We start from the raw sequence: 24,143 nt of genomic DNA on the forward strand, positions 1-24,143 counted from the left end.
TGTCGGGCTCCTCAGCGAAACCCGGTAAATTACGCGGCCTTACCAATGCTTTAAATCCGTCATTCGATGCCGCGCGTCATTCGCTGGATCGCCTGAGGCGGCTGGCCGAACGCGCGCAAAAAGGCCCGACGCATGCGCTCGCGGTCGCCGAAACCCACATCGCGCGCCACCACGTCGACGCCATGCCGTCCCGTCTCGAGCATCAGGCGCGCCGCTTCGACGCGCAGCCGCTCGACCGCCTTCGCGGGCGTCTGCCCCGTTTCTTCCCTGAACGCGCGCGTGAACTGCCGCGGGCTCAAATGCGCGGCGTCCGCGAGCTGTTCGACGGAAAGCGGCGTGTTCAGATTGCGCCTCGCGTACGACAGCGCCGTCTGGATGCGATCGGACTTCGGCTCGAGTTCGAGCAGCGCCGAAAACTGCGATTGACCGCCCGCGCGCCGGTGATACACGACGAGCTTGCGCGCGACATGGCGCGCGAGTTCCACGCCAGCGTCCTTTTCGACGAACGCCAGCGCAAGATCGATGCACGCCGTCATACCCGCCGACGTCCACACGTCGTTATCGATGATGAAGATGCGGTCCTCTTCCACTTTCACTGCGGGATAACGTTTGCGCATGTCTTCGGCGTAGTACCAGTGCGTGGTCGCGCGCCTGTCGTCGAGCAGGCCCGCATCGGCCAGATGAAACGCGCCCGTGCAGGCGGCGGCAAGGCGGCGCGCCGCCGGCGCCGCCCGTTTCAGGAACTCGATCAGCGACGGCGGCGACGGCTGCAGATCGTTGTCGCCGACCACGAGGATCGTGTCGAAGCGGCTGTCGTCGAATGGCTGGGTCGACACCTCGAAACCGGATGAGCACGGCACCGGGCCGCCATGCTCCGACAACAGCACGTACTCGTACAACGGCTCGCTCATCTCGCGATTCGCGAACTCCAGCACGCTCGTCATGCCGAGATTCATCACCTGAAAACCAGGAAACAGAACAATTCCGACGCGCAGCATGGCTTGGCTCCAGTGATGTCCGAAAAAGAGGCATATACGACATTGAGGCCATGTGAGTATGCACCTAATCTGATGTCCATGCAGACGACGCCGTCGCCTGCGCCCTCTGATCTCAGGAGCATTGATATGTCGAATTCTTCCAATAGCGCAGCGAACCTCGGCACGGCCGTCGTAACGGGCGCCTCGACGGGCATCGGCGCGATCTACGCGGATCGCCTTGCACGTCGTGGCTATGACCTGATCCTCGTTGCCCGCAACCGCGCGCGTCTCGAACAACTAGCGACGCGCATCTCGAACGAAACGGGCCGCTCGGTAGAAGTCGTCGCCGCCGATCTGAACGACGACGCCGATATCCGCCGCGTCGAAAACGTGCTGCGCACCGACGCGAGCATCACGATGCTGGTGAACAATGCGGGCGTCGGTGCAGCGGCGCCGCTGGTGGATTCCGACGTCGACAAGATGGAAGCGATGATCAAGCTGAACGTTGTCGCGCTGACGCGGCTCACGTACGCCATCGCGCCCGGCTTCGTTGCGCGTGGCGGCGGCAACATCATCAACATTGCGTCGATCGTGGCAGTGGCGCCGGAAATCCTGAATGGCGTCTACGGCGGTACGAAGGCATTCGTGCTGGCGCTCACGCAATCGCTGCATCACGAACTGGCGAGCAAGGGTGTCAAGGTGCAAGCCGTTTTGCCGGGCGCGACGCGCACCGAGTTCTGGAGCGTCGCGGGTATGCCGATCGAGACCGTCGAAGAGATGGGCATTGTGATGTCGGCGGAAAAGATGGTGGATGCGTCGCTCGTCGGCTTCGATCAGGGCGAACTCGCGACGATTCCGTCGCTGCCCAATTACGCCGATTGGCAAGCGTTCGAGTCGGCGCGCACCGCGCTTGGACCGAATCTGTCGCGCACGGAGCCGGCTGCGCGGTTCAATGTGGCTTGATGGTGTGAGGTGAGCGGTTCACGACGCGATGGGGGTTTCACGTCGCGTCGCGTCGCGTCGCGTCGTGCTTTGCCGTGCGGGTTGCGGCGAGTTTCCGGGCCCAAACCGTGTGCTCGAAACGTCGGGCGTCGCGAACGGCCAGCATGCGGTGAGCACAGAGTTTATGCGCTTAAACCGCGTGCCCGAAGGGACGGTCGTCGCGAGCGGCTAACACGCGGCGAGGCGCGGAATTCATGCGCCTGAACCGCATGCCCGAGACGCCACACGTCACGAACAGCTAACCCGCGCGGAGACGCAAGGTTTATGCGCCTAAACCGCGTGCCCGAAGGGACGGACGCCGCGAACGACCAACCCGCGCCGAAGCGCAGAGTTTATGCGCCTAAACTCGACGCACCTCACGCGCCCAGCAGCACGCCGGTACGGAAGGCCCGTGTCCCTGTCACGCGGCCAAGCGGCGCGCCCGCCGTCACGAATCGGATCGCGCGCCGCATATAGAGCACGCCTTCCGTATTGCTCGTGATCGTGGTGGTTTCGTCAGTCAACGGATCGACGATATCGAACAGCGCGTCGCCGACGCGAATCCAGTCGCCGATCTTCACGCGATGCACGAGGATGCCGCTAACAGGCGCGTAGAACTGCTCGCTGCCCGCGAGCGGCGTCGCTGGCGTCGGCAGTTCGGGCAGCGGCTTCGCGCTGCCTTCGATCGCATTCCGATGCGTCAGATAGTCGACGAGCGCGTCGGCGTCCTGCTGGGCAACTCCGTACGACACGTCACGCTGTCCGCGGCATTCGACCGTCACCGCCACCGTGCCCGTCGCCACCGGCTTGCCGGCGGGCATCTGTTGTTGCAAATGCCACCACAAGAGGCTGTGCGTTTCGTCGAACGCTTGACCGCCTGAGTCCGTTGCGAGCAGCGACGCTTCCGAGCGTAGATAGCGCGCGAGCGGCTCGATCTCCGGCCAGCCCGCTTCGCTCGTGTAGACGTGCATCACGGCTTCGAGCGAGCAATGCAGATCGATCACGACGTCCGCGTCGCAAGAAAGCTTCAGCAACGCGAGTTGCAACGACTCGTACTCGGTGAGCGGCTTTTGCGCATCCAGTTGCTCACGCACCAGTTCGCGGATCAGATCGCGGTTCTCCCGCGCATCGGCGCCGAGGCGATCTTTCGCGCGATCCAGCAGCGTCGCGAACTGCATGAAGTGCCGGTTGAAGTTCTTCCCGCTGCCCGTTTCGAAACGGCCGATGAACTGGCCGAGCACGTGCTGCCCAAGCCCGACGGGATTCGCGACGGGCACGAGCACAATTTCGGCTTTCAGCAAGCCTTGCGCTTCGAGCTCGACGAGGCGCCGCTTGAGCAGCACCGTCGTGAGCATCGCGGGCGTTTCGTCCGCATGCAGCGACGACTGGATATAAATCTTTTGCCCCCTGTTTTGCGGGCCGAAATGAAACGCGACGAGTTCGCGTGAGGTGCCGACGGCGGGCGAGAGAAGCGGAATCGATTGCCTGTTCATGTGACTCTTCTGAATGTCGTTCGACGTGTAACGGGATCAGTTACCGTACGGATCGAAGTCGAAATACTTGTGCGCGATCTGCGCGTAGGTGCCGTCTTTGCGCATCGACGCGATGGCGGTGTTGATCGACGTCTGCAACGCGGCTTCGTCCTTGCGCAAGCCGATGCCGACGCCGCGATCGCCCATATCGAGCGGCTCGCCGACGAACGCGAAACCGTTGCCCTGCGGTGTGCGCAGGAAGCCGTAGTCGGCTTCGACGGTGCCGAGCAACGCGCCGTCCAGGCGTCCATTGACCAGGTCGCTGAATACTTCGTCCTGGCCTTTGTACGCCACCACATGGACGCCAGCGGGTGCCCAATGCGACTGCGCGAACGACTCGAACTGCGTGCCCGTTTGCACGCCGATCTGCTTGCCGGCGAGCGTCGTGGGCGCGCTGCCGTTCAGCGCGGTGCCCTGCTTTGCGACCAGTCGCGATTTGAACTGGAACAGCTTCGACGAAAAGAGAATCTGTTGCTCGCGCTTCGCGGTGATCGCCATCGACGACATGATCGCGTCGATCTTGCGAGCCTGAAGCGCCGGAATCATGCCGGAGAACTCCAGTTCGACCCATTCGCAATGCGCGTGAATGCGCTTGCAGATTTCATTGCCGAGATCGACGTCGAAGCCTTTGAGACTGCCGTCGGGAGCCTTCGCATCCATCGGCGGATAGGTCGGGTCGATGCCGAGACGAATCGTGTCGTTATCGCGTGCGAACGCACCCTGGCTTGCGAAACCCAGTGCGGCGAGGAGAAGTATCAGCGAAGTCTTCATGGCTTACGGGCCTATCGGTCGGCGGTGACGGGATGCATTCCGAATCGATCCTACGATGGGCCAGTGATACAAAAAAGTGCAAATCTGTCTATCATGATCACTTCTTCTGATCGCCTGCTTTTCCGCCCCTGTCGACGATGGCCCTGACCATTTCCCAACTTCGCGTGTTCACGGCCGTGGCCGAACACGGCAGCATCCGCGCCGCGTCGCGCGCGCTAGGCATCGCGCAAAGCGGGATCACGCAGCAATTACAGAACCTCGAATCGATGCTCGGCGCCACGCTTTTCACGCGCACCAATCGCGGCATCGCGCTGACGGCGATCGGGCAGCGCATGCTGCAACGCGCGGCGACGATCCTCGGCGAATGCGCGCGTGCCGAACATGAGGCGCAACAACTGCGCGGCGAATACACCGGACAGGTCACGTTCGGCCTGACGACCGAGCCGCTGATCGACGCGGGCGCGCCCGTGCTGACCGAGTTTCGCGAGCGCTTTCCGCGCGTCGCCGCGCATATGCGCACGGGCACGTCGCGGATGATGATCCAGTGGATACGCGAGGGCACGCTCGACTTCGCCGTCGCGCTCGTCTCGAAGCACACGGACACGACCGATCTCTCCGTGACGAAGCTGTATCCGTCCGATCCCGTCGTCGTTTGCAGGCGCGGTCATCCGATGGCGCATGCGAAGTCGCTTGCCGAACTCGCGGACTGCTCGTGGATCGCGACGCGCTCGCCCAATCTCACCGACGATCCGCAGGCGCACCGGCTCAACGATCTGTTCGAGAGCCACCGTCTCGCGCCGCCGAGAATCGTCTCGACCGTCGAAGGGCTGTTCGAGTCGCTGCATCTGGTGAGCGAGACGGATTGTCTGTCGCTGGAAGCGGCCGTGGTGACGAAGCGCGGGCCGTTCGCGCGCGTGTTGACCACGATCGACGTGCGCGAGCGCGTCGCCGCGCAGGACGTCTGCGTGTTGCAACGCGCCGCCGCGCCGCTCACGCCCGCAGCCCAGGAACTCGCGACGATGATCGCGTCGTACACGCGAACCGTGCGCGCGCGAAACCGCCAGGCGTAGTTGAATTGGCAAGCATCTGTCGCTTGCCATGCTCCCGTAAACCCTCACCTGAAGCGCGTTCTGCCGGCCCTGGCAGAAAACCGCGCGCAGTTGGCAGCATCGCGTGTATCAATGCTTTTGCCGCCCGCGAGGGCTCTCCCTACACTTTGATCACACGCCGATCGCTCACTTCGACACAGCGAACGGCCCACCACCGATCACGTTCTGGAGAACCCGAAATGAGCGAAATCATCGCAGGCATCAAGATTCCCGACAGCAAGATGGCGCGCGAAGCGACGCAACTCGTGCGCGACACTGAAACCGATCTGCTCTATCACCACTCGCGCCGCGTGTTCCTGTTCGGCGCGCTGACGGGCGAGCGCAAGCAACTGAAGTACGACCCGGAGTTGCTGTACATCGGCGCGATGTTCCATGACATGGGCCTGATGGAGAAATACAGCAGCGCGCACGACCGCTTCGAAGTTGACGGCGCGAATGTTGCGCGCAATTTTCTGCAGGGCTACGGCATCGACGAAAACGACATCGACATGGTGTGGGACGCGATCGCGCTGCACACGACGCCGGGCATTCCGCAGTACAAGAAACCCGTGGTCGCGCTGGTGACGGCGGGCGTCGAAATGGACGTGCTGGGTCTCGCCTACGACGAGTTCTCGACGGAAGACCGCAAGCTGATCGTCGCAGCGCATCCGCGCGGCGAGAGCTTCAAGGAAAACATCATCGATGCGTTCGCGAACGGCACCAAACACAAGCCGCTGACGACGTTCGGCAACGTGAAGGCCGACGTGCTCGCGCTGAAAGACCCCGAATACAAGCGCCTGAACTTCTGCAGCATCATCCTCGGCTCGGCGTGGAACGACTCGAACGTGCAGGCGGGCACCTGCCGCAATCCCGCGCACAGCCACGGCTAAGCGCGACTGACCACTCTCTCCTCGTCAAGGTCTGTTGACGATCAAGCCGCTTGCAGTCTCCTCAAGCGTGCCTTTGAATCCGCGCTCTCGCGAGCGCGGATTTTTTTCTGATCGGGATAGAACTGCGAACGGATGTGTTCGCGCTTCACTCATCGCGCCGGAATCGCGCGTGACGACCGTCGAACCGTGTGCGAAGGCAACTCGCCGAACTGCGCCTTGTACGCATTGGCGAAATGCCCGAGGTGAACGAATCCCCATTGCGCGGCGGCATCGCTGACGGAAAGATCGGCCTGACGCGTATCGAGCAGCAGGCGCCGCACCTGCGCGAGCCGCAACGAGCGCACGTAAGTCAGCGGATTGGTCTGCACGACAGCCTGAAAACTGTTCTGCACGGTGCGCCGGCTCACGCGCAATTGCGTGCAGAGACTTTGAATGTCGATGAGTTCGTCGGGATGGTTGATCACGAAGTCGTGAATGCGGCGCACGATATCGGCCTGACATGCATAGGTCAGCCGGTTCGACGATGCGGGCACGTGATACGCGAGCAGATCGACGAGCGCCTCGCTCACCTGGTTGCGCACCGCGTGCTGCGCGCGGATGTCGTCGAAGGCGTCGGGCTGCGCCAGCACGCGTTCGATCAGCGTCGCAAGTTGCAGCCCTGCGCGCGTGCAAGCGGCGTTTGGAATATCGAGCACGGTGCGGCGAAAGAGATTGTCGTCGAGTTCGACGCCCGCGCAATCGGCGACGCCTTGCAGCATGTCGGAGTCGACTACGACGCCGATCAGCGCCATGTCGTCGGGCGAATGGAACTCGAACGGCGTGCCGCCTTGCGCCATCACGAACCCGCCGCGATCGATGCGCACGCCGCCGAACGAGAACGCTCCCGCGCCCGCGAGCGGAATGCCAAACGTCATATGATTGTCCGGCAACTGCCCGCGCTGCACCACGCGCAGATTCGCCGACTCGTGGAACACCTGCACGCCGTCCAGCTCGATCTGCTTCACCGCGCTGCGAAACGTGCCTGAGCCGATCTGGTCGTAACGCTGATCCCAGCCCCGCAGCGCGGCCGCGTGGTCATCGGCATCGTTGAAGAACTGGTGATGAACGTACACGGTGCCCCCACAATCTCAAAAAAACCGCCAAGTTGCGTAGAATAAACCGACCAAGCGGTCGGGGAAATGCCTCCGAGGGTTTGTCCTGGGCGTTTTCGTCAGCTGGACGCGACAATCGGCTGGTTTCCGTGGACGCGGCGCTGATTCCTCATTGTAGTCAGCGTCAAAAATCCACCGAAGCCATCCCGTACCCCAGGCGCACTAAAGAAAATCCGTAGAACGCGGCTGTCGCCGGGCGTAATTTACTTATATCCTAGCGAATCGCTTTTTCCCGCTGGAAATCAATGGTGACGACCCGATCCCGCTCTGCCACGCCTCTCGCAATGCATCGCAATCTGCCGATGCTGCTGCTGCGCGCGCGCGAACTCATGATGGCGCGCTTTCGTCCGTTGCTCACGGCACAGGGGCTGACCGAGCAGCAATGGCGCATCATTCGCGCGCTGCACGAGAACGGGCCGCTGGAGCCCCGACAGATATGTGCGCTGTGCACGATTTCGAGTCCAAGTCTCGCGGGCGTGCTCGCGCGCATGGAAGATCTTGGCCATGTGACGAAAGAGCGCTTCGAGGACGATCAACGGCGCGTGCGCGTGTCGCTGACGGCGCAGAGTGAGGCAATCGTCGAGCGGATGAAGCCGATGCTTGAAGCGGAATATCGCGCGCTGGAGGACAAGGTTGGTGCGAAGGTTGTCGGTGATCTCTATGCGGCGGTGGATGCGTTGATCAGGGAACTGGATGCGGAAGAAAGCCGTGACACAGAGTGAGACGAACGCGCCAGCGAAAACGCGCGGCGCGTGACATCAACGGGATCGGCAAGCAGATCTGCTATTCGCTTGCCCCCTCCCCCGCCGCTTCGATCAACTTCAACGACACATCCGCATCAGCAATCTTCTCAATCGCCAGTAGCGCAAAGCGCGCCAGAAACATTGGCGCATTAGCCTCGCCGACTTGAGTCATCGTCTTGCACAGCCGCGTATAGACGGTATCGAGTTCTGCATCGGTCATCGCGTTCTCCATTCGTTGAATCGGTTGATCAAGCAAGCGCGCGCGTAATCGCCGCCTCGACATCATTCGCGCTCGCATTGCGCCAGCGTCCCAGCACATGTCCATCCGGGCGCACCAGATACACCGTGCCCGGCTTCGCGTCATAACGCTCGAAGATGCGCCCCGTGTGATCCCACGCATGCACGCCCTGCGCCTCGGCATGCAAACGCGCGCTCATCGACACGACCTTGAACGGCACGCCGCGTTCACGCATCGATTGCTCAATTGCTGTGAAGTCGGCGGACACATCGCCCTCTTCACCAAAACACAGCGCCGTAAACCGCGCACCGACAAGATCCGTCAAATGCGCTTCACGCGCATGCCCTCCTTCGGCAATCGTCACCGGAAACTCTGCGAGCACCGCCCCCGGCACTGGCCCGGCAGCAAACGCATCGCTATCGGCCACATTCAATGGTGACTGCATATAAGTAATCGCCGACGTCTGCCGCGGATTAATCAGCGAGCGCACACCCGGATGCTTCACAGCAAGACTCAACACAGCCTTGCGCATCAGATCGAATGCAAACGAAGGCGGCGCCATGAATTCGGTACTCTTCGTGCCATAACTCAAGTTCTCATGCGTAGCGGCAACACGCTCATCCGAATAGCTATCGAGCAACTTCGCCGACGCCAGCCCCTTCACAACAAACGCCAGCTTCCACGCGATATTGTCCGCATCATCGATACCGGAATTCGCGCCGCGCACGCCGAAGATCGGCACGAGATGCGCGGCATCGCCCGCAAACATCACGCGCTGATGACGATAGCGCTCGAGCGTCAACGCATTGGCCTTGTAGATCGTGATCCAGATCGGCGCCCATTCGCCTTTCTCGCCCATCATATCGAGCAGGCTTTGCACGCGCGGCATCACGTTTTCAGGCTTCACGGCCTGCTCCGCGTCTTCGCCGTCGCGCAGTTGATAGTCGATGCGCCATACGTTGTCGGGCTGCTTGTGCACGAGCACAGTCGAACCCGGATTCGACGATGGATCGAAATACGCGAGACGTTCTGTCGGACGGTCGCTTTGCAGTTCGATATCGACGATCACATAGCGCCCTTCGTAGCTCGTGCCTTGCAACTGCAAGCCGAGCGCTTCGCGGATCGTGCTGCGCCCGCCATCGGCGGCGACGACCCAATCCGTCTCTAGCGCGTAGTCACCATCAGGCGTGCCTAGTTGCAAGGTTGCGCCGTCGTCGCGCGAATCGATCGACTTCACGCGCGTCTGCCAGCGGATATCGATCAGATCGGCGCGCTTCTCCGCAGCATCCAGCAAGAACTGTTCGATGTGATATTGCGCGAGGTTGACCATCGGCGGCAGCTTCTGGTTTTCGTCCTGCGGCATCGTGAAGTGCAGCACTTCCGTCTCGCGATAGAAGCTGCGTCCACCCGTCCACGGCAAGCCCGTTTTCAGAAAGCCGTCGAGTGCGCCGAGCCGTTCGATGATCTCCAGGCTGCGGCGTGAAATGCAGATTGCGCGGCTGCCGTAGCAGACGGAATCGTCCGCTTCGATCAGCACACAGCGCACGCCGTGATTCGCGAGACCGAGCGCGACGGCCAGTCCGACGGGACCACCGCCGACGATCGTCACCGCATGGCGCTGCGCGTCCACACCCTGCGTCAGTTGCGGCACGCGCGCTGCGTATTTCTTCCCAGCGAACGGATACGGTTTGAATTGCTTGTTCATCCAATGCTCCAGATCGATTCCTTCAGGCGAGCCGCGTATGGGGCGCTTCGCGTTTATCCATCGGCAGCAGCGTCACGATGACCACGCCGATCACCAGCAGCACCGCCGAATACAGCAGCCCCGCCGAAAAGCTGTGCGTCGCGTCCCGCAGCCATCCGACGATCAGCGGATTGAGCGCCGAACTGATATTGCCCGTCGCGTTGATCACGGCGATGCCGATGGCGCGTGCGCGAAAGCTCAGCGCATGATCGGGCGTGGTCCAGAAGATCGACATCGCCGTGTACGACCCTGCCGACGCGAGGCATACGCCGAACATGCGCATCGCCGGGTTCGCCGAGTACGCGGTGCACAGCCAGCCCGCAGCGGAGAACAGCATCGGAATCATCAGATGCCATTTGCGTTCCTGCTTGCGGTCCGAACGGCGTCCCCACCAGATCATCGCGACGATCGTGCACACCTGCGGAATCGCGGCGAGCAAGCCGATCGTGCGGTTGCTCGCGTCGGCGCTGAAGCTCTTCACGATCAGCGGCGTCCAGACCGCGACCATGGCCAGCGTGTTCACGAGGCAGAAGTACGCAATCGCGAACTTCACGACCGTGGGAGAAAGCAGTTCACTGACGATGCTCTTCTCGCCACTCGTATGAGCATCCACAGCAACGCCCTGCTTATGCTCCGCAGCAAGTGTCGCGGCGAGCGTGCGCTTTTCTTCGTCGTCGAGCCAGCGCGCCTGTTGCGGGCTGTCGTCGAGATACGCATACACAATGAGACCGAGAATCGCCGACGGCAAGCCTTCGAGCAGAAAGAGCCATTGCCAGCCCTTCAGCCCGAGCGTCCCATCAAGTCCAAGAATGAAGCCCGACAACGCCGAACCAACGGCAGCCGTCACGGGCATCGCGATCATGAACAGCGCGTTGGCGCGCGCCCGGTACGCGGCCGGAAACCAGTACGTCAGATACAGCAGAATGCCCGGCAGAAAGCCCGCTTCCGTCACGCCGACCAGTACGCGCAACACGTACAGCGTGCCTGGGCTAGACGCGAACATCGTTGCCGTCGAAGCCAGTCCCCACGCGATCATGATCGTGCCGATCCACCTGCGCGCGCCGATGCGCGCCAGCACGACGTTACCCGGAATGCCGAACGCGATGTAGGCGACGTAGAAGAGCGTCGTCGCGAGACCGAATTGCGTGCTCGTGAGCCCGAGGTCCTTCATCATCGTCAGGCCGGCAAAGCCGATGTTGATGCGGTCGAGAAACGAGAAGAAGAACAGCACGAACAGGAACCCCAGCAGATGCCGCGATACCTTCGCGATCACCGGCTGTTCGTGCGCGTGCGGCGCGGTGGTGGCAGGCGTCGCATGCAGCGCGCCGGCTCGCGAGGAGGTGTCCATACCGTTGTCTCCGATGTTGTCGCTCTCTGATGCGTCGCAGTATGGAGCGTGGCTATGTGCTGCCTGTCCTCATTTTGGGTACAACGTGGGACCTGTTAAGGCCTGGGGGAAACGCGGATACGTCAGTGCAAATGCCTGAGAAGAAAAGAGGATCGCGTCAGACCTTGCCCGGCCCGATACACAGCGCGAACAATTGCCGCTGGCTCGAAATGCCGAGCCGCCGGAACGCGCGCTTCTGATACGTGACGACGCTCGTCGCCTTGATGCCCATCGTGTCGCCGATTTCCTGCGCGGTGCGTCCTTCGAGCACGCCCGTCAGCACATCGAGTTCGCGCTTCGACAGTTCGGGACAGAGGCCACGTACGCGCGCGAGCATCAGATGCGAGATCGCCAGATCACGCTGGCCGCAGATCGCGTAGTGATGCTTCGCCGCGTGCGCGATCAACGGCGCCATCGCTTCGATCAACGCAATCTCGCGCGGATGATAATTGCCGAAGCGGCGGTCGCGATACAGGTTCACCGAGAGCCAGATATCGGGTGTTGGCTGCACGAGCAGCGATACGCGGTCCGATACATTCGGCTGCTGATAACACGCCGCGCGATACGCTTCGTTGAGAATGTCTTCGCTGGTCTGCTGATGCAGCACGAGCGTCGAGCCGGGCTTGTCGTTGCGCGCCGACGAAACGATCTTCTGGTTGCCGTCGAGCGCATAGAAGTGGCGCGCGTAGGTATCCGCCACGTCGCGCAGAAAACGCCCGCCGCGATGGTCCGCCACAGAAACAGTGCGTGGCCGGTTGCCGAACTCGTACGCGAAGATCGTGCACTGCGAAATCGCCGCGATGTCGCCGAGCAGCTTGAGTACTTCGGCGGCGAGCGCATTCGAATCGTCGCTGCCGATCGACGAAATGAGTCCCGTCGCGCGGCTGAGATCCAGCTGCCCTTGCGAAACGGGACGGTCGAGACGCCATGAACGCATGATCGGAATGCGGCGAAAAGCGGCGAGAGAAAATGTGGAATAGCATCATTTTAATCTGCGCCACGTTTGCGCATAGGCGGCCGGCGCTTCGACATGCAAACCGGCGCAACTGCGCCGATCAGCACGTCACGCCGTCACGAGCAGGCCCGCAAGCCGCCGCGAAATTGCCTACAGTGAAAAGCTCAAACGCACGGGCCGTTTTGACGGGTGGCGCGCGCGACTCGCGTGCCGCGTCGCAACATCGTCCGGAGGTGAGTCATGGCGACATGGAAACCCGATCCGACCTTCTACCCTTCTGCGCGCATGGCAAGCAGCGCGCCGAAGGAAACCGTCGCGTATGTGGCGAGCTTCGATCCGTCGCGCGAAACGCCCGACGAACTCGCTGTCGTCGATGTCGATCCGGGCTCGGCGGAATATGGGCGCATCGTCGGCCGCGTGGCGATGCCCAATGCGGGCGACGAGTTGCATCACTTCGGCTGGAACGCGTGCAGTTCGTGTCTGTGTCCGAACGCGCCGCATCCGCATACGGAGCGCCGCTATCTCGTCGTGCCGGGGCTGCGCTCGTCGCGCATCCATATTCTCGATACGAAGGCCAACAAGCGGAAGCCGAAGATCGTGCGTGTGCTCGAACCCGCGGAAGTCGCGGACAAGGCGGGCTATACGCGCCCGCATACCGTGCACTGCGGGCCGGCGGGCATCTACGTGGTGTCGCTCGCCAATGCGCAGGGCGAAGCGCCCGGCGGCATCTTCCTGATGGATCACGAAACATTCGATATTCGCGGCCAGTGGGAAATCGATCGCGGCCCGCAAGAACTCTCGTACGACGGCTGGTGGCACCTCGGTTACGACACCGTGGTGACGAGCGAATGGGGCCTGCCCGCGACGTTCGAGAACGGCCTCGTGCCGGAAGTGCTGCTCGGCGGGCAGTACGGGCATCGGCTGCATTTCTGGGACATGAACACGCGCAAGCACAAGCAGGTCGTCGACTTCGGCGCGGAAAACCAGTTGGTGTTCGAACTGCGTCCCGCGCACGATCCGACCAAAGCCTACGGTTTCGTCAATTCGGTGATCAGCCTCAAGGACCTGTCTGCGTCGATCTGGACGTGGTATCGCGAGGGCGAAGAGTGGGTCGCGCGCAAGGTGATCGAGATTCCCGCCGAGCCCGCAGACGCCTCATTGCTTCCGCCCATGCTCAAAGGTTTCGGCGCCGTGCCGCCGCTCGTGACGGATATCGCGCTGTCGCTCGATGACGGCTTTCTGTACGTGTCGTGCTGGGGTACGGGCGACCTCAAGCAATATGATGTCTCCGATCCGATGAAGCCTGAATTGAAGGGCACGGTGCGCATCGGCGGCATTGCCGCACGGGCGATGCATCCGGCCGCAGGCGAGCGCCCGCTGAACGGCGGTCCGCAGATGGTTGAAGTCAGCCGCGACGGCAGCCGCGTGTACTTCACGAACTCGCTGTACGGCGCGATCGACGAGCAGTTCTATACGGATGGGCTCGACGGCTGGATGGTCAAGCTCGACGTCGGGAAAAACGGCGGCCTCACCGTGGCGAACGACTTCTTCGTCGACTGGCCCAAGTCGCATCGTCCGCATCAGATCCGGCTGGAAGGCGGCGATGCGTCGTCGGATTCGTATTGCTATCCGTGAGCGTGCAATGAACGGCGTGTGGGCGACGGTGATCGGCAGCGGCATTTTTCATGGCGTGAACCCGGCGATGGGCTGGCTGTTCGCGGCCGCGCTCGGGCTTCAGCATGGCAGCCGCAAGGCCTTGCTGATGGCGCTGCCGCCGCTCGCGCTCGGGCATGCCGTCTCCGTGATGTTCGTGACGACGTCGGCCGTTGCGCTCGGCCTGTTCGCGCACACCGAGCACTTGCGGATTTTCATGGGCTTTCTGCTGATCGCGTGGGCCGCGTATCACCATGTCTATGGACACAAGCAACGCGTGCGCGTCGGCATGACGGCGGGCTTCGTCGGACTGGCGCTGTGGTCGGCGGCCATGGCGACGATGCACGGCGCGGGCCTGATGCTGCTGCCCACGCTGTTGCCTCTGTGCGGCGCGGGGATGCCTGTCGGCAGTTCGCTCGAATCCGTCGGTCAGGTGACGATCGTGCACACCGTCGTCACGCTTGCGACGGCAAGCGCGATCGCGCTCGCCGCCTATCAGTATCTCGGGCTCGGCATGCTGCGCCGTGGCTGGGTCAATTTCGACTGGCTCTGGTGCGGCGCGCTGACCGTCACGGGCGTGATGATGGTCGTCACCGGCTAGCGGCGCGCTATGTTCAAACGAGTCCCGAATAACCTCACCTTTCGCTACAGTGCCGTGCGGGTTGCGGGCCAACTCACCGTTACGCGGCTCCCGGATAATCTCACCTGAAGCGCAATCGTGAGTGCATCGATGACAGACAAGCTCACCATTACGGAGACATCGCGATGACGACCGCCCGTCCATTCCTGCTGTTCCAGGACCACAACGCCGAAGAAGCGATGAAGTTCTACGTATCGCTATTCGACGACGGCAAGATCGTCGAAATTGTCCATTACGCGCCAGACGCGCCCGGGCACGAAGGTTCGGTGATGAAAGGCACGTTCCACGTCGCCGGACAGACGGTGATGTGCACCGACAGCATCGCGAGGCACGATTTCACGTTCACGCCCGCGTTCTCGCTGTTTGTGGACTGCGATTCGGAAGCACAGCAGGAAAGGCTGTGCGCGGCGCTGTCCGAAGGCGGCGCGCAACTGATGCCGCTCGACGACTACGGCTTCAGCCGCCGTTTCGCGTGGGTCAGCGACCGCTACGGCGTGTCGTGGCAACTGAACCTGCCGTGAACGGCGCGACATCATTCATATCAATTCCGTTATAGGGCGCATAACGGAATTCAATTTCGACCTCGTTATTGGCTTACGAACATCTTCGCTGACTCCCCTTCCCGTCTCCGGAGATTTCATGAAAACAAGAATGGCCCGCGCAGTCATGCGTTCGCTGCGCGTCCCGGCCGCGCTCCTCGCCACGCTCGGCGTCGCCGCCGCCCTTAGCACGTCAGCCACGGCCGTGGAGCCGCTGGGCGTCGCCTTCGTCTACCTCGGCAATCCCGGCGACGCCGGCTGGACCTACGCGCACGAGCAAGGCGTGAAGGCGATCGAAACGAAGTTCGGCGACAAGATCAAGGTCACGCGCGTCGAGAACGTGCCCGAATCGGCGGATTCGGAACGCGTGTTCCGCGACCTCGCGAGCAAGGGGAACAAGATCATCGTCGGATCGAGCTTCGGCTTCCAGGACTTCGAACTGAAGACCGCGAAGGACTACCCCGATATCGTCTTCGAACACGCAACCGGCTACAAGAAAGCCGCGAACTTCGCGACTTACGATGTGCGCACGTACCAGAGCGCCTATCTCGCGGGCCTGGTCGGCGGCTATACGACGAAGACCAACACGCTCGGCTTCGTCGCATCGGTGCCCGTGCCGGAAGTGGTGCGCAACATCAATGCATTCACGATGGGCGCACGCTCGGTCAATCCGAACGCGAAGGTGAAGGTGGTATGGATCAACACCTGGTTCGATCCGGGCAAGGAGAAGCAGGCAGCCGAAACGCTGATCGGCCAGGGCGCCGACGTACTGATCCAGAACACCGATTCGACGGCCACGATGCAGACGGCCGAGCAGAAGAAGGTGCATGCATTCGGCTGGGACTCGGACATGAAGCAGTTCGGTCCGAACGCGCAACTGGGCGCATGCGTGAGTTACTGGGGCGTCTACTATTCGCATCTGATCGAGCAGGTGCAGTCGGGCAAGTGGACCAACACGCCGACGTGGTGGGGCCTCAAGGAAAAAGCGATCGACCTCGCGAGCATCAACACGCAAGCCGTGTCGCCAACCGCGCAGAAAGCGCTCGCGCAAAAGCGCGACGACATCATCGCAGGCAAGTTCGACCCGTTCTCCGGGCCGATCAAGGATCAGGGCGGCGTGATCAAGGTGGCTGCGGGCAAGTCGCTGTCGGATGCGGATCTGCTGCGGCTGAACTGGTTCGTGCAAGGCGTCGACGGATCGTTGCCGAAGTAACGCTCACATAACCCATCACGGAGGAGACACCGTTTGAGCCTGACCAATTCTTCGAAACAGAGCGCGTCGGACTTCCCCGAGCAGGGGCTTGCGCCGACGCGCGAACAGATCGTGCGTCATCTGCGGCATGCGAGCGTCGTGGCGGAACGCGCGACGCTGATGGGTCATCATCCGTTCGGCGCGATTCTCGTCGGCCCGGATCAGGAGAGCGTGCTGATCGAACAAGGCAACGTCGATACCGTCAATCATGCGGAATCGGTGCTTGCGCGCATTGCCGCGCTCAACTTCACGCCGCAGTATCTATGGAGTTGCACGCTCTATACGACCGTCGAGCCGTGCTGCATGTGCGCGGGCACCGCGTACTGGGCGAACATCGGGCGCGTGGTGTACGGGATGACGGAAGAACGTCTGCTACAAGCCACCGGTAATCATGCTGAAAACCCGACGATGAGCGTGTCGTCACAATACGTCTTTGATCATTGTCAAAAGCGTGTCGAGTTGATCGGACCTGTCGCCGAAGTCGAAGAAAAAATCATGCAGGTGCAGCGCGAGTTCTGGGTCTCGCGTTCGAACTGAATCGCATCGCATTGTTAAATGATTGCTCGCACCACCGCAACGATCTGTTCTCCCGCACATAGCTATTCATAGGCATATTCGACCACTACCATTCGCGTTCAATCGGAAGCGGCGTCATTACGTCGCACTCAACAGTGAACTGAACACGCGAAGGTCCTCGATTGCCTATGACGTCCCACGCTTCTTCTCCAGGCGCAGGTAAGAGTCTGCGCTACAGCCGAACGGCCATTGCGCTGCACTGGCTGATCGCGCTGTTGATGATCTGCGGCTTCTATCTCGGCTGGATCATGACGGACATTCCGGGCTTCACGCCGACGAAGCTCAAATACGTGTCGTGGCACAAGTGGATCGGCGTCACCGTGTTCGCGCTGGCCGTGCTGCGCGTCGTGTGGCGCGCAACGCATGAAGCGCCGCCGATGCCCGTTGCGATGCCCGCCTGGCAAAAGGCCGCCGCGCACGCGACGCACGCGCTGCTTTACGTGCTGATGCTTGCCATTCCCGTTACCGGCTACTTCTTCAGCTCGGCGGCAGGCGTGCAGGTCGTATATCTCGGCGTGCTGCCGCTGCCGACTTTCATCGGCCCCGATCAGGCGCTAAAGGCCATTCTGCGCATCACACATATCGCGTTGAATTACACGCTGCTCGTGCTGTTCGCCATGCATGTGCTGGCGGCGCTCAAGCATCAGTTCGTCGAACGCGACGGACTGCTTGCACGCATGATTCCCTTCCTCAAATGAGCGCGCTTTTCAGGGCGCTTTCTCGTTGAACTTACGCTGGATCATCGAATGAACATGAAGAACAACTCTTATCGCCGCGTGCTGGCGGGCACCGCCGCCGTTCTGTTCGCCGCCGCGTTGCCAGCCTTCGCGCAGGTCGATGCGGGCAAGAGCACGGTCGTCGCGACATCGAAGCAGATGAACGTGCCCGTCGACGGCTCGTTCAAGAAGTTCAACGCGCAACTGACGTTCGATCCCGCGAAGCCGACGGCAGGCAGCGCGAATCTGTCGATCGACACGGACAGCTACGACCTCGGCGACCCCGAATACAACAAGCAGGTACGCGGCAAGGAATGGTTCGACAGCGCGACCTTCCCGAAAGCGACGTTCGTCTCGACGGTGATCGCGCCCGCAGGCGGCAATCAGTACAAGGTCACGGGCAAGCTGACCATCAAGGGCAAATCGCAGACTGTCACCGTGCCCGTTTCCATCACGCAGCAGGGCGCGACGCAGACCTTCGACGGCGCGCTGCCGATCAAACGCACGCAGTACGACATCGGCTCGGGCGAATGGAAGGATACGTCGGTGGTCGCCGACGACGTCGTCATCAAGTTTCACATCGTCGCCGCAAAGCATTGAGCGCGCGGGGCACACTCATCAACTCAGGAGAATAACGTGAAGAAACAACTGTTGATCGCAGCGGGCGCGCTGATCGCGGGCATGTCGTTCAATGCAATGGCAGCCGATACCTACCAGCTCGATCCGAACCACACGTACCCGAGCTTCGAAGCCGATCACTTCGGCGGCATCTCGGTATGGCGCGGCAAGTTCAAGAAGTCGAGCGGCACGGTGACGCTCGATCGCGCAGCGAAGACGGGCACAGTCGACGTAACGATCGACACGGCCTCGATCGACACGGGTAACGACAAGCTCGACAAGCATCTGCAAACGCCGGAATTCTTCGACGCAGCGAAGTACCCGACGGCGACCTACAAGGGCACGCAGATCCGCTTCGACGGCGACACGCCCGTCGAAGTGATCGGCACGCTGACGATGCATGGCGTGACGAAGCCGGTGAACCTGAAGATCGAATCGTTCAAGTGCTTCATCAACCCGATGCTCAAGCGTGAAGTATGCGGTGCCGAATCGACGGCCACGTTCGACCGCGCGGACTTCGGCATGGACTGGGGCAAGTCGTACGGCTTCAATATGAAGACCGTGCTGCATATCCAGACGGAAGGCGTGAAGCAATAAGCGCTTCGAGTTGACTGCTACGCGAGCCGCCTTCGGGCGGTTTTTTTATTGCTGCGGCCTTGGCCTTGAACCAACGCGAACCGCTCCCGAAAACGCTCACCTATGGACGGTTTGCGCCGACATGCGGTGAGCTTTTGTTGGCCACTTCGATCACTTCTACGCGAAGTCACGACGGTATAAGCGGCTAGTCGCCGCCGTATTCGGAATACTTGCGCGAATCCCCGCGCACCTTGTGCACCGGATACTTCGCGCGATTCAATTCGATCTTCTCCAGCACCGCCGCATACAGATCGACGTCGAGCCGGTCGGCGAGCATCACGAGATACGCGAGTACATCGGCCATTTCGTGACGGATTGCGGTGAGTTTGTCATCGGCGAGTTCGCTTTTCTCGCCCGACTGCAGCCATTGAAACGGCTCCAGCAATTCGCTCGCTTCGACGCTCAATGCCGTCGCGAGATTCTTTGGCGAATGAAAGCGCGACCAGTCACGCTCATCGACGAACTGCCTCAACAGATCGCGCACCGCGAGCAGATCGCTGCTGCGTTCCTTCTCCATACGGACACTCCACTCGAACCTTCAATACAGAATCATTGCCCCGTCCGGCCAAGTATCAGCCGATGCACGGGCGCGCCCGGCAGGAACGACGTCTTCTCGCCGCGCACCCACGCTTCGTGACCGGCGAGAAAGTATGGCGACAGCGGATGTCCCGACTGCCCGCCCGGCATTTCGAAGATGCCGGCCTGCTCGCGTCCCGGCGACACGATCATCCGCTCCGACGCGCCGAAGCTCGGCCCCTGCACGCGCGGCATGTTGATATCGCCGGGCAACGGATCGTGCGGCGCGCCAAGCCAGCCGCGCACCCACGGCAACCACGCCGGCACGATGCGCGCAAACGGATGCTCGATGGCCGCGCGATTGCGTTCGCCCCAACGCGCCTGTTCCATCGGCGTATCGGCGGGTAGCTGCGCAATCGTGCGATCGATGCGATCGAGTATGAACGCGCGCCAGTCCCTGAAGCCGTCCGGCATCCACGCGTGATGCCCGGCGAGCGTCTCCATCAGGGCTTCATAGCGGGAGTTTGCAACGCGCAGACCAAGCGGCGGATTGCCGTCGCCGCCGTCCGGCATCGCGCCCGCGAGATCGGCGTCGAGCCTGCCGAACCACGCTTCGTACAGTGAGAAGAAGAAGCCGCGCGTGAGACGATAGCCGACGGCGTCGACATCCGCGCGTCCATTCCATGCGACCAGTTGCTGCCGGAACGCCGCGCGCTGCGGGTGACCTTCCAGCGCGCCGGCATCGAGCGCGTCGAGCGCCTCGTGCCGCCAGACTTCGATCCATTGCGCGCGGTCGTCGGTCTGGATCGACAGCATGGCGTGTTCGTCGGGGCTCGGCGCGGCGAGCAGATCGTCGCGAATCTGCGATGCGCGCGCGCCGAGGTCCGCGCCCGAGTCGCCGATCAGCGCGGCGTCGCGCGACATCACCGCGCGATTGTTCGCCGTCCACAGACGGCCAAGCGGCGGATCGACGCGCTTCGGATACGACGCGGGCGGCAGATAGTGCTGCCAGCCTTTGTACGTCGCCGAATCGTACGGTGTGTCGCTGTCCGGGCCGTTTTGCACGTCGGCCGGATCGCGCTGCGGCAGCGGCCCCGCCAGCGTCCAGCCGATCTTGCCGCGCGAGTCCGCGACCATGATGTTCTGGGTCGGAAGGCCGCTGGTTTGCGCGACGCGCAGCGCTTCGTCGATCGTCTTCGCGTCTTCGAGCTTTTGCAGATTGAGGTTCACGGCCTCGCGATCGTGCGCGACCCAGCGCAGCGCATACGCGCGCGCGCCGATCGTCAGTTCCGGTCCCCAGCGCGTTTCCGCCACCGGCAAGTCGACGCTCGCGCCGCCCTTCACGTCGATGCGCTCGTGATAGACGGTCGCGCGCGCCCATGCGCCATCGGGTGTGCGGTACAGCAACCGGTCGGCCGGATTGCGATGCAACTCGATCAGGTCGATATAGCGGCCGTAGCTGTTCGTGAAGCCCCACGCGATTTTGCCGTTGCTGCCCGCAATCACGAGCGGCGCGCCGGGCAGGCTCACGCCCGTCAGGGCGTGCATCGGCAATCCGTCGCCGGCGGGCCACATCAGCGACACGCGATACCAGATGTTCGGCAGCGACAACCCGAGGTGCATGTCGCTCGCGAGGATCGCGCCGCCATGCGCGCTGTGCGCGCCATCGACGACCCAGCCGTTGCTGCCGACAGCGGACTCGCTCACATCCTCAGCTTGCTCGCTTGCGACGCTCACCGGCTTCGGCGCCGAAAGCCAGTCGGGGCGAGTCGAAGGCATGCGCGCGGGTTCGACGGGCGGCGTCGATGCGCTGTCGAAAGGCGCATCCCAATGGCTCGCGGCGGGGAGCAGGAACGTGTACAGGTCGGCGTCCACACGGTCGCGCAACACGGCGCGCGCGAGGATGCGGCGCGTTTCGGACGATTGCAGATCGAAGTACATCGCGTAGACGACCAGCAGCGAATCTTCGGCACGCCAAGGCTCGGGCTGCGTGCGCAGCATCCAGTATTCGAACGGCCGCGACGACAGCGCCGCGAGCCCCGCATTGACGCCCGCCGTGTAGCGCTCGAGCAGTTGCCGCTGATCAGCGGGCATCGCTTCGACGATGGCATGCGCGCGGGCGCGAAAGCGGTGCAGCCGGTTGCGCCTGTCGAGTTCGAGCGCGTTCGGGCCGACCAGCGCCGACATCTCGCCCGCCGCGACGCGCCTGAGCAGGTCCATCTGAAGGAAGCGGTCCTGCGCGTGCAGAAAGCCCGTCGCGTAGGCGACATCGTCGCGCGTCGCGCCGTGAATGGTCGGCACGCCGAGCGCGTCGCGCTCGATCGTCACCTGCGACGACAGCGACGGCGCGCGCTGCGTGCCATCCAGCTGCGCAAGACTGCCGCGCAGCAGCAGCCACCCGCCGAGCAGCGCCGCGCCCAGCAACGCGACGACGAGGCCCGCCAGCACGAGCGCGGCGACGCCGACGGTTTTACCGATCGATCTGCTTGACGACTGACTTGCTACGGCGGGACGACGGCTCATCGTTCGGGTTCGTAGTGGTTCAGGGAATCGGGACGTCCGGGCATTGTGCACGAAGCAGTTTGCACGCTCGCATTCGACTGTAACGAAAGCGCCGATCATCTAACATTCTGGAATTTTGATCCAGTATGCTAGACGTCATGGACATCAACGCACTGATTGCGCGCCGCGTGCGCGAATTGCGGGACAGCCACGGGCTATCGCTCGAAGCACTCGCCGAACGCAGCGGCGTGAGCCGCTCGGCTATCTCGCTGATTGAACGCGCACAAAGCAGCCCGACGGCGGCCGTGCTCGACAAGCTCGCCACCGCGCTCGGCGTCGCGCTCGCGTCGCTGTTCGAAGCGCCCGCGACGTCCGCCGAGGCGCCGTCGCCGCTCGCGCGGGCCGCCGAACAGGCCGTCTGGACTGATCCGGGGTCCGGCTATGTGCGGCGCAATCTGTCACCGGCGATGCCCTCGCCGATCAAGTTAGTGGAGGTTCACTTCCCCGCCGGCCAGCGCGTCGCCTACGAGACAGGTGCGCGCGACGCGGAAATCCATCAGCAGATCTGGCTGATCGAAGGCGCGATGGACATCAGCGCCGGCGACGCGCACTGGCGGCTCGAAGCGGGCGATTGTGTCGCGATGCGCCTCGATTGCCCGACCGTGTTTCACAACCCGACGCGCAACCCGGCGCGCTATCTGGTGGCGCTGTCGACGCTGCCCTTTTCATCTGCGAGGAGAAACGCATGACGGAAACGCTCAGCGTGCGGCGCGTCGGCGCGCACGAAGCCGCGCAATGCATCGACGGCCTTGCCGATGTGCTGATCGATTGCGTCGCGGGCGGCGCTTCCGTCAGCTTCATGTGGCCGCTCGCGCGCGACAGGGCGGTCGCGTTCTGGCAAATGGTGGCGGCGGGCGTCGAACGCGGTGAGCGCGCGCTGCTGATCGCGGAAGACGCGGACGGACGCATCGCTGGTACGGTGCAACTCGTGCTCGCGCAGCCCGACAATCAGCCGCATCGCGCGGATGTCGCGAAGATGCTCGTGCATCGCCGCGCGCGTCGGCAAGGCGTCGCGCATCGGCTGATGGCCGCCGCCGATGCCGTGGCCCGCGACGAAGGCAAGACCGTGCTCGTCCTCGACACCGTGACGGGCGGCGAGGCGGAGCGCGTGTACGAGCGCGCGGGCTGGCAGCGCGTCGGCGAGGTGCCGAACTATGCGTTGATGCCGGATGGATCGTTTTGCGGCACGACCTTCTATTTCAAGCATCTTTGAAGCGGCCGGTCGACCGTTATGCCAAAGAGGGAAATATGAGATTTGACAAACGTTTGCGGTTTAGGGAAATCAGCCCTTAATCTTTTCCGCCCTGCGCCGTTATCGCTAGAGCATTCCCAATTTTTTCTCAGGCGATATGGCTAAGACCATTCCGTTTCCCGGCAGCAATCAGGCAGCGCGCGCGCGGCAAGCAAAAGCGATGCTTCTGCCCATCCCGCGCAGCATGGCTGTCGAGCTGATCCTGCCCGTGCACATTGCCCTCGACGCGCTGCGTCGCGGCGCAGGCAGCATGAGTGCCGCCCAGACGCTCACGCAGACGATGCTGCTAACCGGCTTTCTGTGCGATCTCGGCTACGGTGAGATGACGTACGATCAGCTGCGCACCGCCGATCAGGCGCTTGCCGTCACATTCGAACGTGGCCGGTCGAGCGACGAGTGGCGTATCGACGAAGCGCACATCGACCTGCTCTCGCACATCGTCAGCACTTACGACGCGCAATTGCAGCGCGCGCCGCTCAGCGCGCTGACGGATGCGAGCGCCCGGCTCGACCGCATCATGGCAAGCGGCAACGCGGAGCCGACCATCCGCAAGCAGGCGTAATGGTTGCGGGACACGGCTCCCGAAAATCCTCACCGTTACCGGAATACCTCAGCACGCGCTTCTGTCCGTCTTCGTCCTGCATCTCTTTGCCAGGCAAGGCCTGACCCGGGCGAGGTCAACATCAAACAGGCATTGCCTGTATCCTCTGCTGTACCCGACGCGCC

25 protein-coding genes are annotated in these 24,143 nt (G+C 62.7%); 15 read left to right on the top strand and 10 right to left on the bottom strand.

Annotation, left to right across the window (positions count from 1 at the left end; genetic code table 11):
- Positions 1–59: 59 nt before the first annotated feature.
- The gene (locus tag H1204_RS26785) at positions 60–998 is read right to left on the bottom strand and encodes a GlxA family transcriptional regulator (RefSeq protein WP_180731518.1); all 939 of its coding nucleotides are present in this window, start codon (positions 996–998) and stop codon (positions 60–62) included.
- A gap of 126 nt (positions 999–1,124) precedes the next feature.
- On the opposite strand from H1204_RS26785, the gene H1204_RS26790 reads away from it, so the two are divergent.
- On the top strand, positions 1,125–1,940 hold the full coding sequence (locus tag H1204_RS26790; RefSeq protein WP_180731519.1) for an SDR family oxidoreductase: 816 nt from the start codon (positions 1,125–1,127) through the stop codon (positions 1,938–1,940).
- A gap of 395 nt (positions 1,941–2,335) precedes the next feature.
- Here the strand turns inward: H1204_RS26790 and H1204_RS26795 are convergent, their stop codons facing one another.
- Positions 2,336–3,451: a succinylglutamate desuccinylase/aspartoacylase family protein gene (locus H1204_RS26795; RefSeq protein WP_180731520.1), complete on the bottom strand. Its 1,116-nt coding sequence runs from the start codon at positions 3,449–3,451 to the stop codon at positions 2,336–2,338.
- Positions 3,452–3,487: 36 nt separating this feature from the next.
- Positions 3,488–4,261: a transporter substrate-binding domain-containing protein gene (locus tag H1204_RS26800; RefSeq protein ID WP_180731521.1), complete on the bottom strand. Its 774-nt coding sequence runs from the start codon at positions 4,259–4,261 to the stop codon at positions 3,488–3,490.
- A 137-nt stretch (positions 4,262–4,398) separates the two neighbouring features.
- On the opposite strand from H1204_RS26800, the gene H1204_RS26805 reads away from it, so the two are divergent.
- Together H1204_RS26805 and H1204_RS26810 are read left to right on the top strand one after the other, a co-directional pair.
- Complete coding sequence (locus tag H1204_RS26805) at positions 4,399–5,331, top strand: LysR substrate-binding domain-containing protein (RefSeq protein ID WP_180731522.1); 933 nt, start codon at positions 4,399–4,401, stop codon at positions 5,329–5,331.
- A 218-nt stretch (positions 5,332–5,549) separates the two neighbouring features.
- Positions 5,550–6,239, top strand: a complete 690-nt coding sequence (locus H1204_RS26810; protein ID WP_180731523.1) for an HD domain-containing protein — start codon at positions 5,550–5,552, stop codon at positions 6,237–6,239.
- A 149-nt stretch (positions 6,240–6,388) separates the two neighbouring features.
- Here the strand turns inward: H1204_RS26810 and H1204_RS26815 are convergent, their stop codons facing one another.
- Positions 6,389–7,351, bottom strand: coding sequence for a helix-turn-helix domain-containing protein (locus H1204_RS26815; RefSeq protein WP_180731524.1), 963 nt, complete (start codon positions 7,349–7,351; stop codon positions 6,389–6,391).
- Positions 7,352–7,635: 284 nt separating this feature from the next.
- Here H1204_RS26815 and hpaR point away from each other — a divergent pair, with 284 nt between their 5' ends.
- Positions 7,636–8,112, top strand: a complete 477-nt coding sequence (gene hpaR / locus H1204_RS26820) for a homoprotocatechuate degradation operon regulator HpaR (protein WP_180731525.1) — start codon at positions 7,636–7,638, stop codon at positions 8,110–8,112.
- A gap of 61 nt (positions 8,113–8,173) precedes the next feature.
- Here the strand turns inward: hpaR and H1204_RS26825 are convergent, their stop codons facing one another.
- The 4 genes from H1204_RS26825 to H1204_RS26840 all read right to left on the bottom strand — a co-directional run bounded on the left by H1204_RS26825 (position 8,174) and on the right by H1204_RS26840 (position 12,439).
- On the bottom strand, positions 8,174–8,353 hold the full coding sequence (locus H1204_RS26825) for a hypothetical protein (RefSeq protein WP_180731526.1): 180 nt from the start codon (positions 8,351–8,353) through the stop codon (positions 8,174–8,176).
- A 28-nt stretch (positions 8,354–8,381) separates the two neighbouring features.
- Positions 8,382–10,076 (bottom strand): FAD-dependent oxidoreductase, encoded by a 1,695-nt coding sequence (locus tag H1204_RS26830; RefSeq protein ID WP_180731527.1) that lies wholly within the window; start codon positions 10,074–10,076, stop codon positions 8,382–8,384.
- A gap of 22 nt (positions 10,077–10,098) precedes the next feature.
- Positions 10,099–11,463, bottom strand: coding sequence for an MFS transporter (locus H1204_RS26835; protein WP_180731528.1), 1,365 nt, complete (start codon positions 11,461–11,463; stop codon positions 10,099–10,101).
- 157 nt (positions 11,464–11,620) lie between these two features.
- Positions 11,621–12,439, bottom strand: coding sequence for a helix-turn-helix transcriptional regulator (locus H1204_RS26840; RefSeq protein ID WP_180731529.1), 819 nt, complete (start codon positions 12,437–12,439; stop codon positions 11,621–11,623).
- A 258-nt stretch (positions 12,440–12,697) separates the two neighbouring features.
- Here H1204_RS26840 and H1204_RS26845 point away from each other — a divergent pair, with 258 nt between their 5' ends.
- The 8 genes from H1204_RS26845 (at position 12,698) to H1204_RS26880 (ending at position 19,048) form a co-directional block, all read left to right on the top strand.
- Entirely contained in the window at positions 12,698–14,092 is a 1,395-nt protein-coding gene (locus H1204_RS26845; protein WP_180731530.1) for a selenium-binding family protein, read from the top strand.
- Positions 14,061–14,711 (top strand): hypothetical protein, encoded by a 651-nt coding sequence (locus H1204_RS26850; RefSeq protein ID WP_243468681.1) that lies wholly within the window; start codon positions 14,061–14,063, stop codon positions 14,709–14,711. Before H1204_RS26845 ends, H1204_RS26850 begins: the two co-directional genes overlap by 32 nt.
- A gap of 164 nt (positions 14,712–14,875) precedes the next feature.
- On the top strand, positions 14,876–15,271 hold the full coding sequence (locus tag H1204_RS26855) for a VOC family protein (protein ID WP_180731531.1): 396 nt from the start codon (positions 14,876–14,878) through the stop codon (positions 15,269–15,271).
- Positions 15,272–15,389: 118 nt separating this feature from the next.
- Positions 15,390–16,502: a BMP family ABC transporter substrate-binding protein gene (locus H1204_RS26860; protein ID WP_180731532.1), complete on the top strand. Its 1,113-nt coding sequence runs from the start codon at positions 15,390–15,392 to the stop codon at positions 16,500–16,502.
- 33 nt (positions 16,503–16,535) lie between these two features.
- Positions 16,536–17,078 carry a nucleoside deaminase gene (locus H1204_RS26865; protein ID WP_180731533.1) on the top strand — a complete coding sequence of 181 codons (543 nt, stop codon included), beginning with the start codon at positions 16,536–16,538 and terminating at the stop codon, positions 17,076–17,078.
- A gap of 167 nt (positions 17,079–17,245) precedes the next feature.
- Positions 17,246–17,815: a cytochrome b gene (locus tag H1204_RS26870; protein ID WP_180731534.1), complete on the top strand. Its 570-nt coding sequence runs from the start codon at positions 17,246–17,248 to the stop codon at positions 17,813–17,815.
- 54 nt (positions 17,816–17,869) lie between these two features.
- Positions 17,870–18,433, top strand: coding sequence for a YceI family protein (locus H1204_RS26875; RefSeq protein WP_180731535.1), 564 nt, complete (start codon positions 17,870–17,872; stop codon positions 18,431–18,433).
- 36 nt (positions 18,434–18,469) lie between these two features.
- Complete coding sequence (locus H1204_RS26880; RefSeq protein WP_180731536.1) at positions 18,470–19,048, top strand: YceI family protein; 579 nt, start codon at positions 18,470–18,472, stop codon at positions 19,046–19,048.
- A gap of 184 nt (positions 19,049–19,232) precedes the next feature.
- Here H1204_RS26880 and H1204_RS26885 read toward each other — a convergent pair whose 3' ends face one another.
- Both H1204_RS26885 and H1204_RS26890 read right to left on the bottom strand, forming a co-directional pair.
- Positions 19,233–19,604, bottom strand: coding sequence for a nucleotide pyrophosphohydrolase (locus H1204_RS26885; RefSeq protein WP_180731537.1), 372 nt, complete (start codon positions 19,602–19,604; stop codon positions 19,233–19,235).
- 32 nt (positions 19,605–19,636) lie between these two features.
- Complete coding sequence (locus tag H1204_RS26890) at positions 19,637–22,126, bottom strand: penicillin acylase family protein (RefSeq protein WP_180731538.1); 2,490 nt, start codon at positions 22,124–22,126, stop codon at positions 19,637–19,639.
- A 137-nt stretch (positions 22,127–22,263) separates the two neighbouring features.
- Between H1204_RS26890 and H1204_RS26895 the strand changes: the two genes are divergently transcribed.
- The 3 genes from H1204_RS26895 (at position 22,264) to H1204_RS26905 (ending at position 23,979) form a co-directional block, all read left to right on the top strand.
- Positions 22,264–22,854 (top strand): helix-turn-helix transcriptional regulator, encoded by a 591-nt coding sequence (locus H1204_RS26895; RefSeq protein WP_180731539.1) that lies wholly within the window; start codon positions 22,264–22,266, stop codon positions 22,852–22,854.
- Complete coding sequence (locus tag H1204_RS26900; protein ID WP_180731540.1) at positions 22,851–23,378, top strand: GNAT family N-acetyltransferase; 528 nt, start codon at positions 22,851–22,853, stop codon at positions 23,376–23,378. Before H1204_RS26895 ends, H1204_RS26900 begins: the two co-directional genes overlap by 4 nt.
- A 136-nt stretch (positions 23,379–23,514) precedes the next feature.
- Positions 23,515–23,979: a hypothetical protein gene (locus H1204_RS26905; protein WP_180731541.1), complete on the top strand. Its 465-nt coding sequence runs from the start codon at positions 23,515–23,517 to the stop codon at positions 23,977–23,979.
- The last annotated feature ends 164 nt before the right edge of the window (positions 23,980–24,143 follow it).

Source organism: Paraburkholderia sp. PGU19 (assembly GCF_013426915.1).
Taxonomy (GTDB): Bacteria; Pseudomonadota; Gammaproteobacteria; order Burkholderiales; family Burkholderiaceae; genus Paraburkholderia.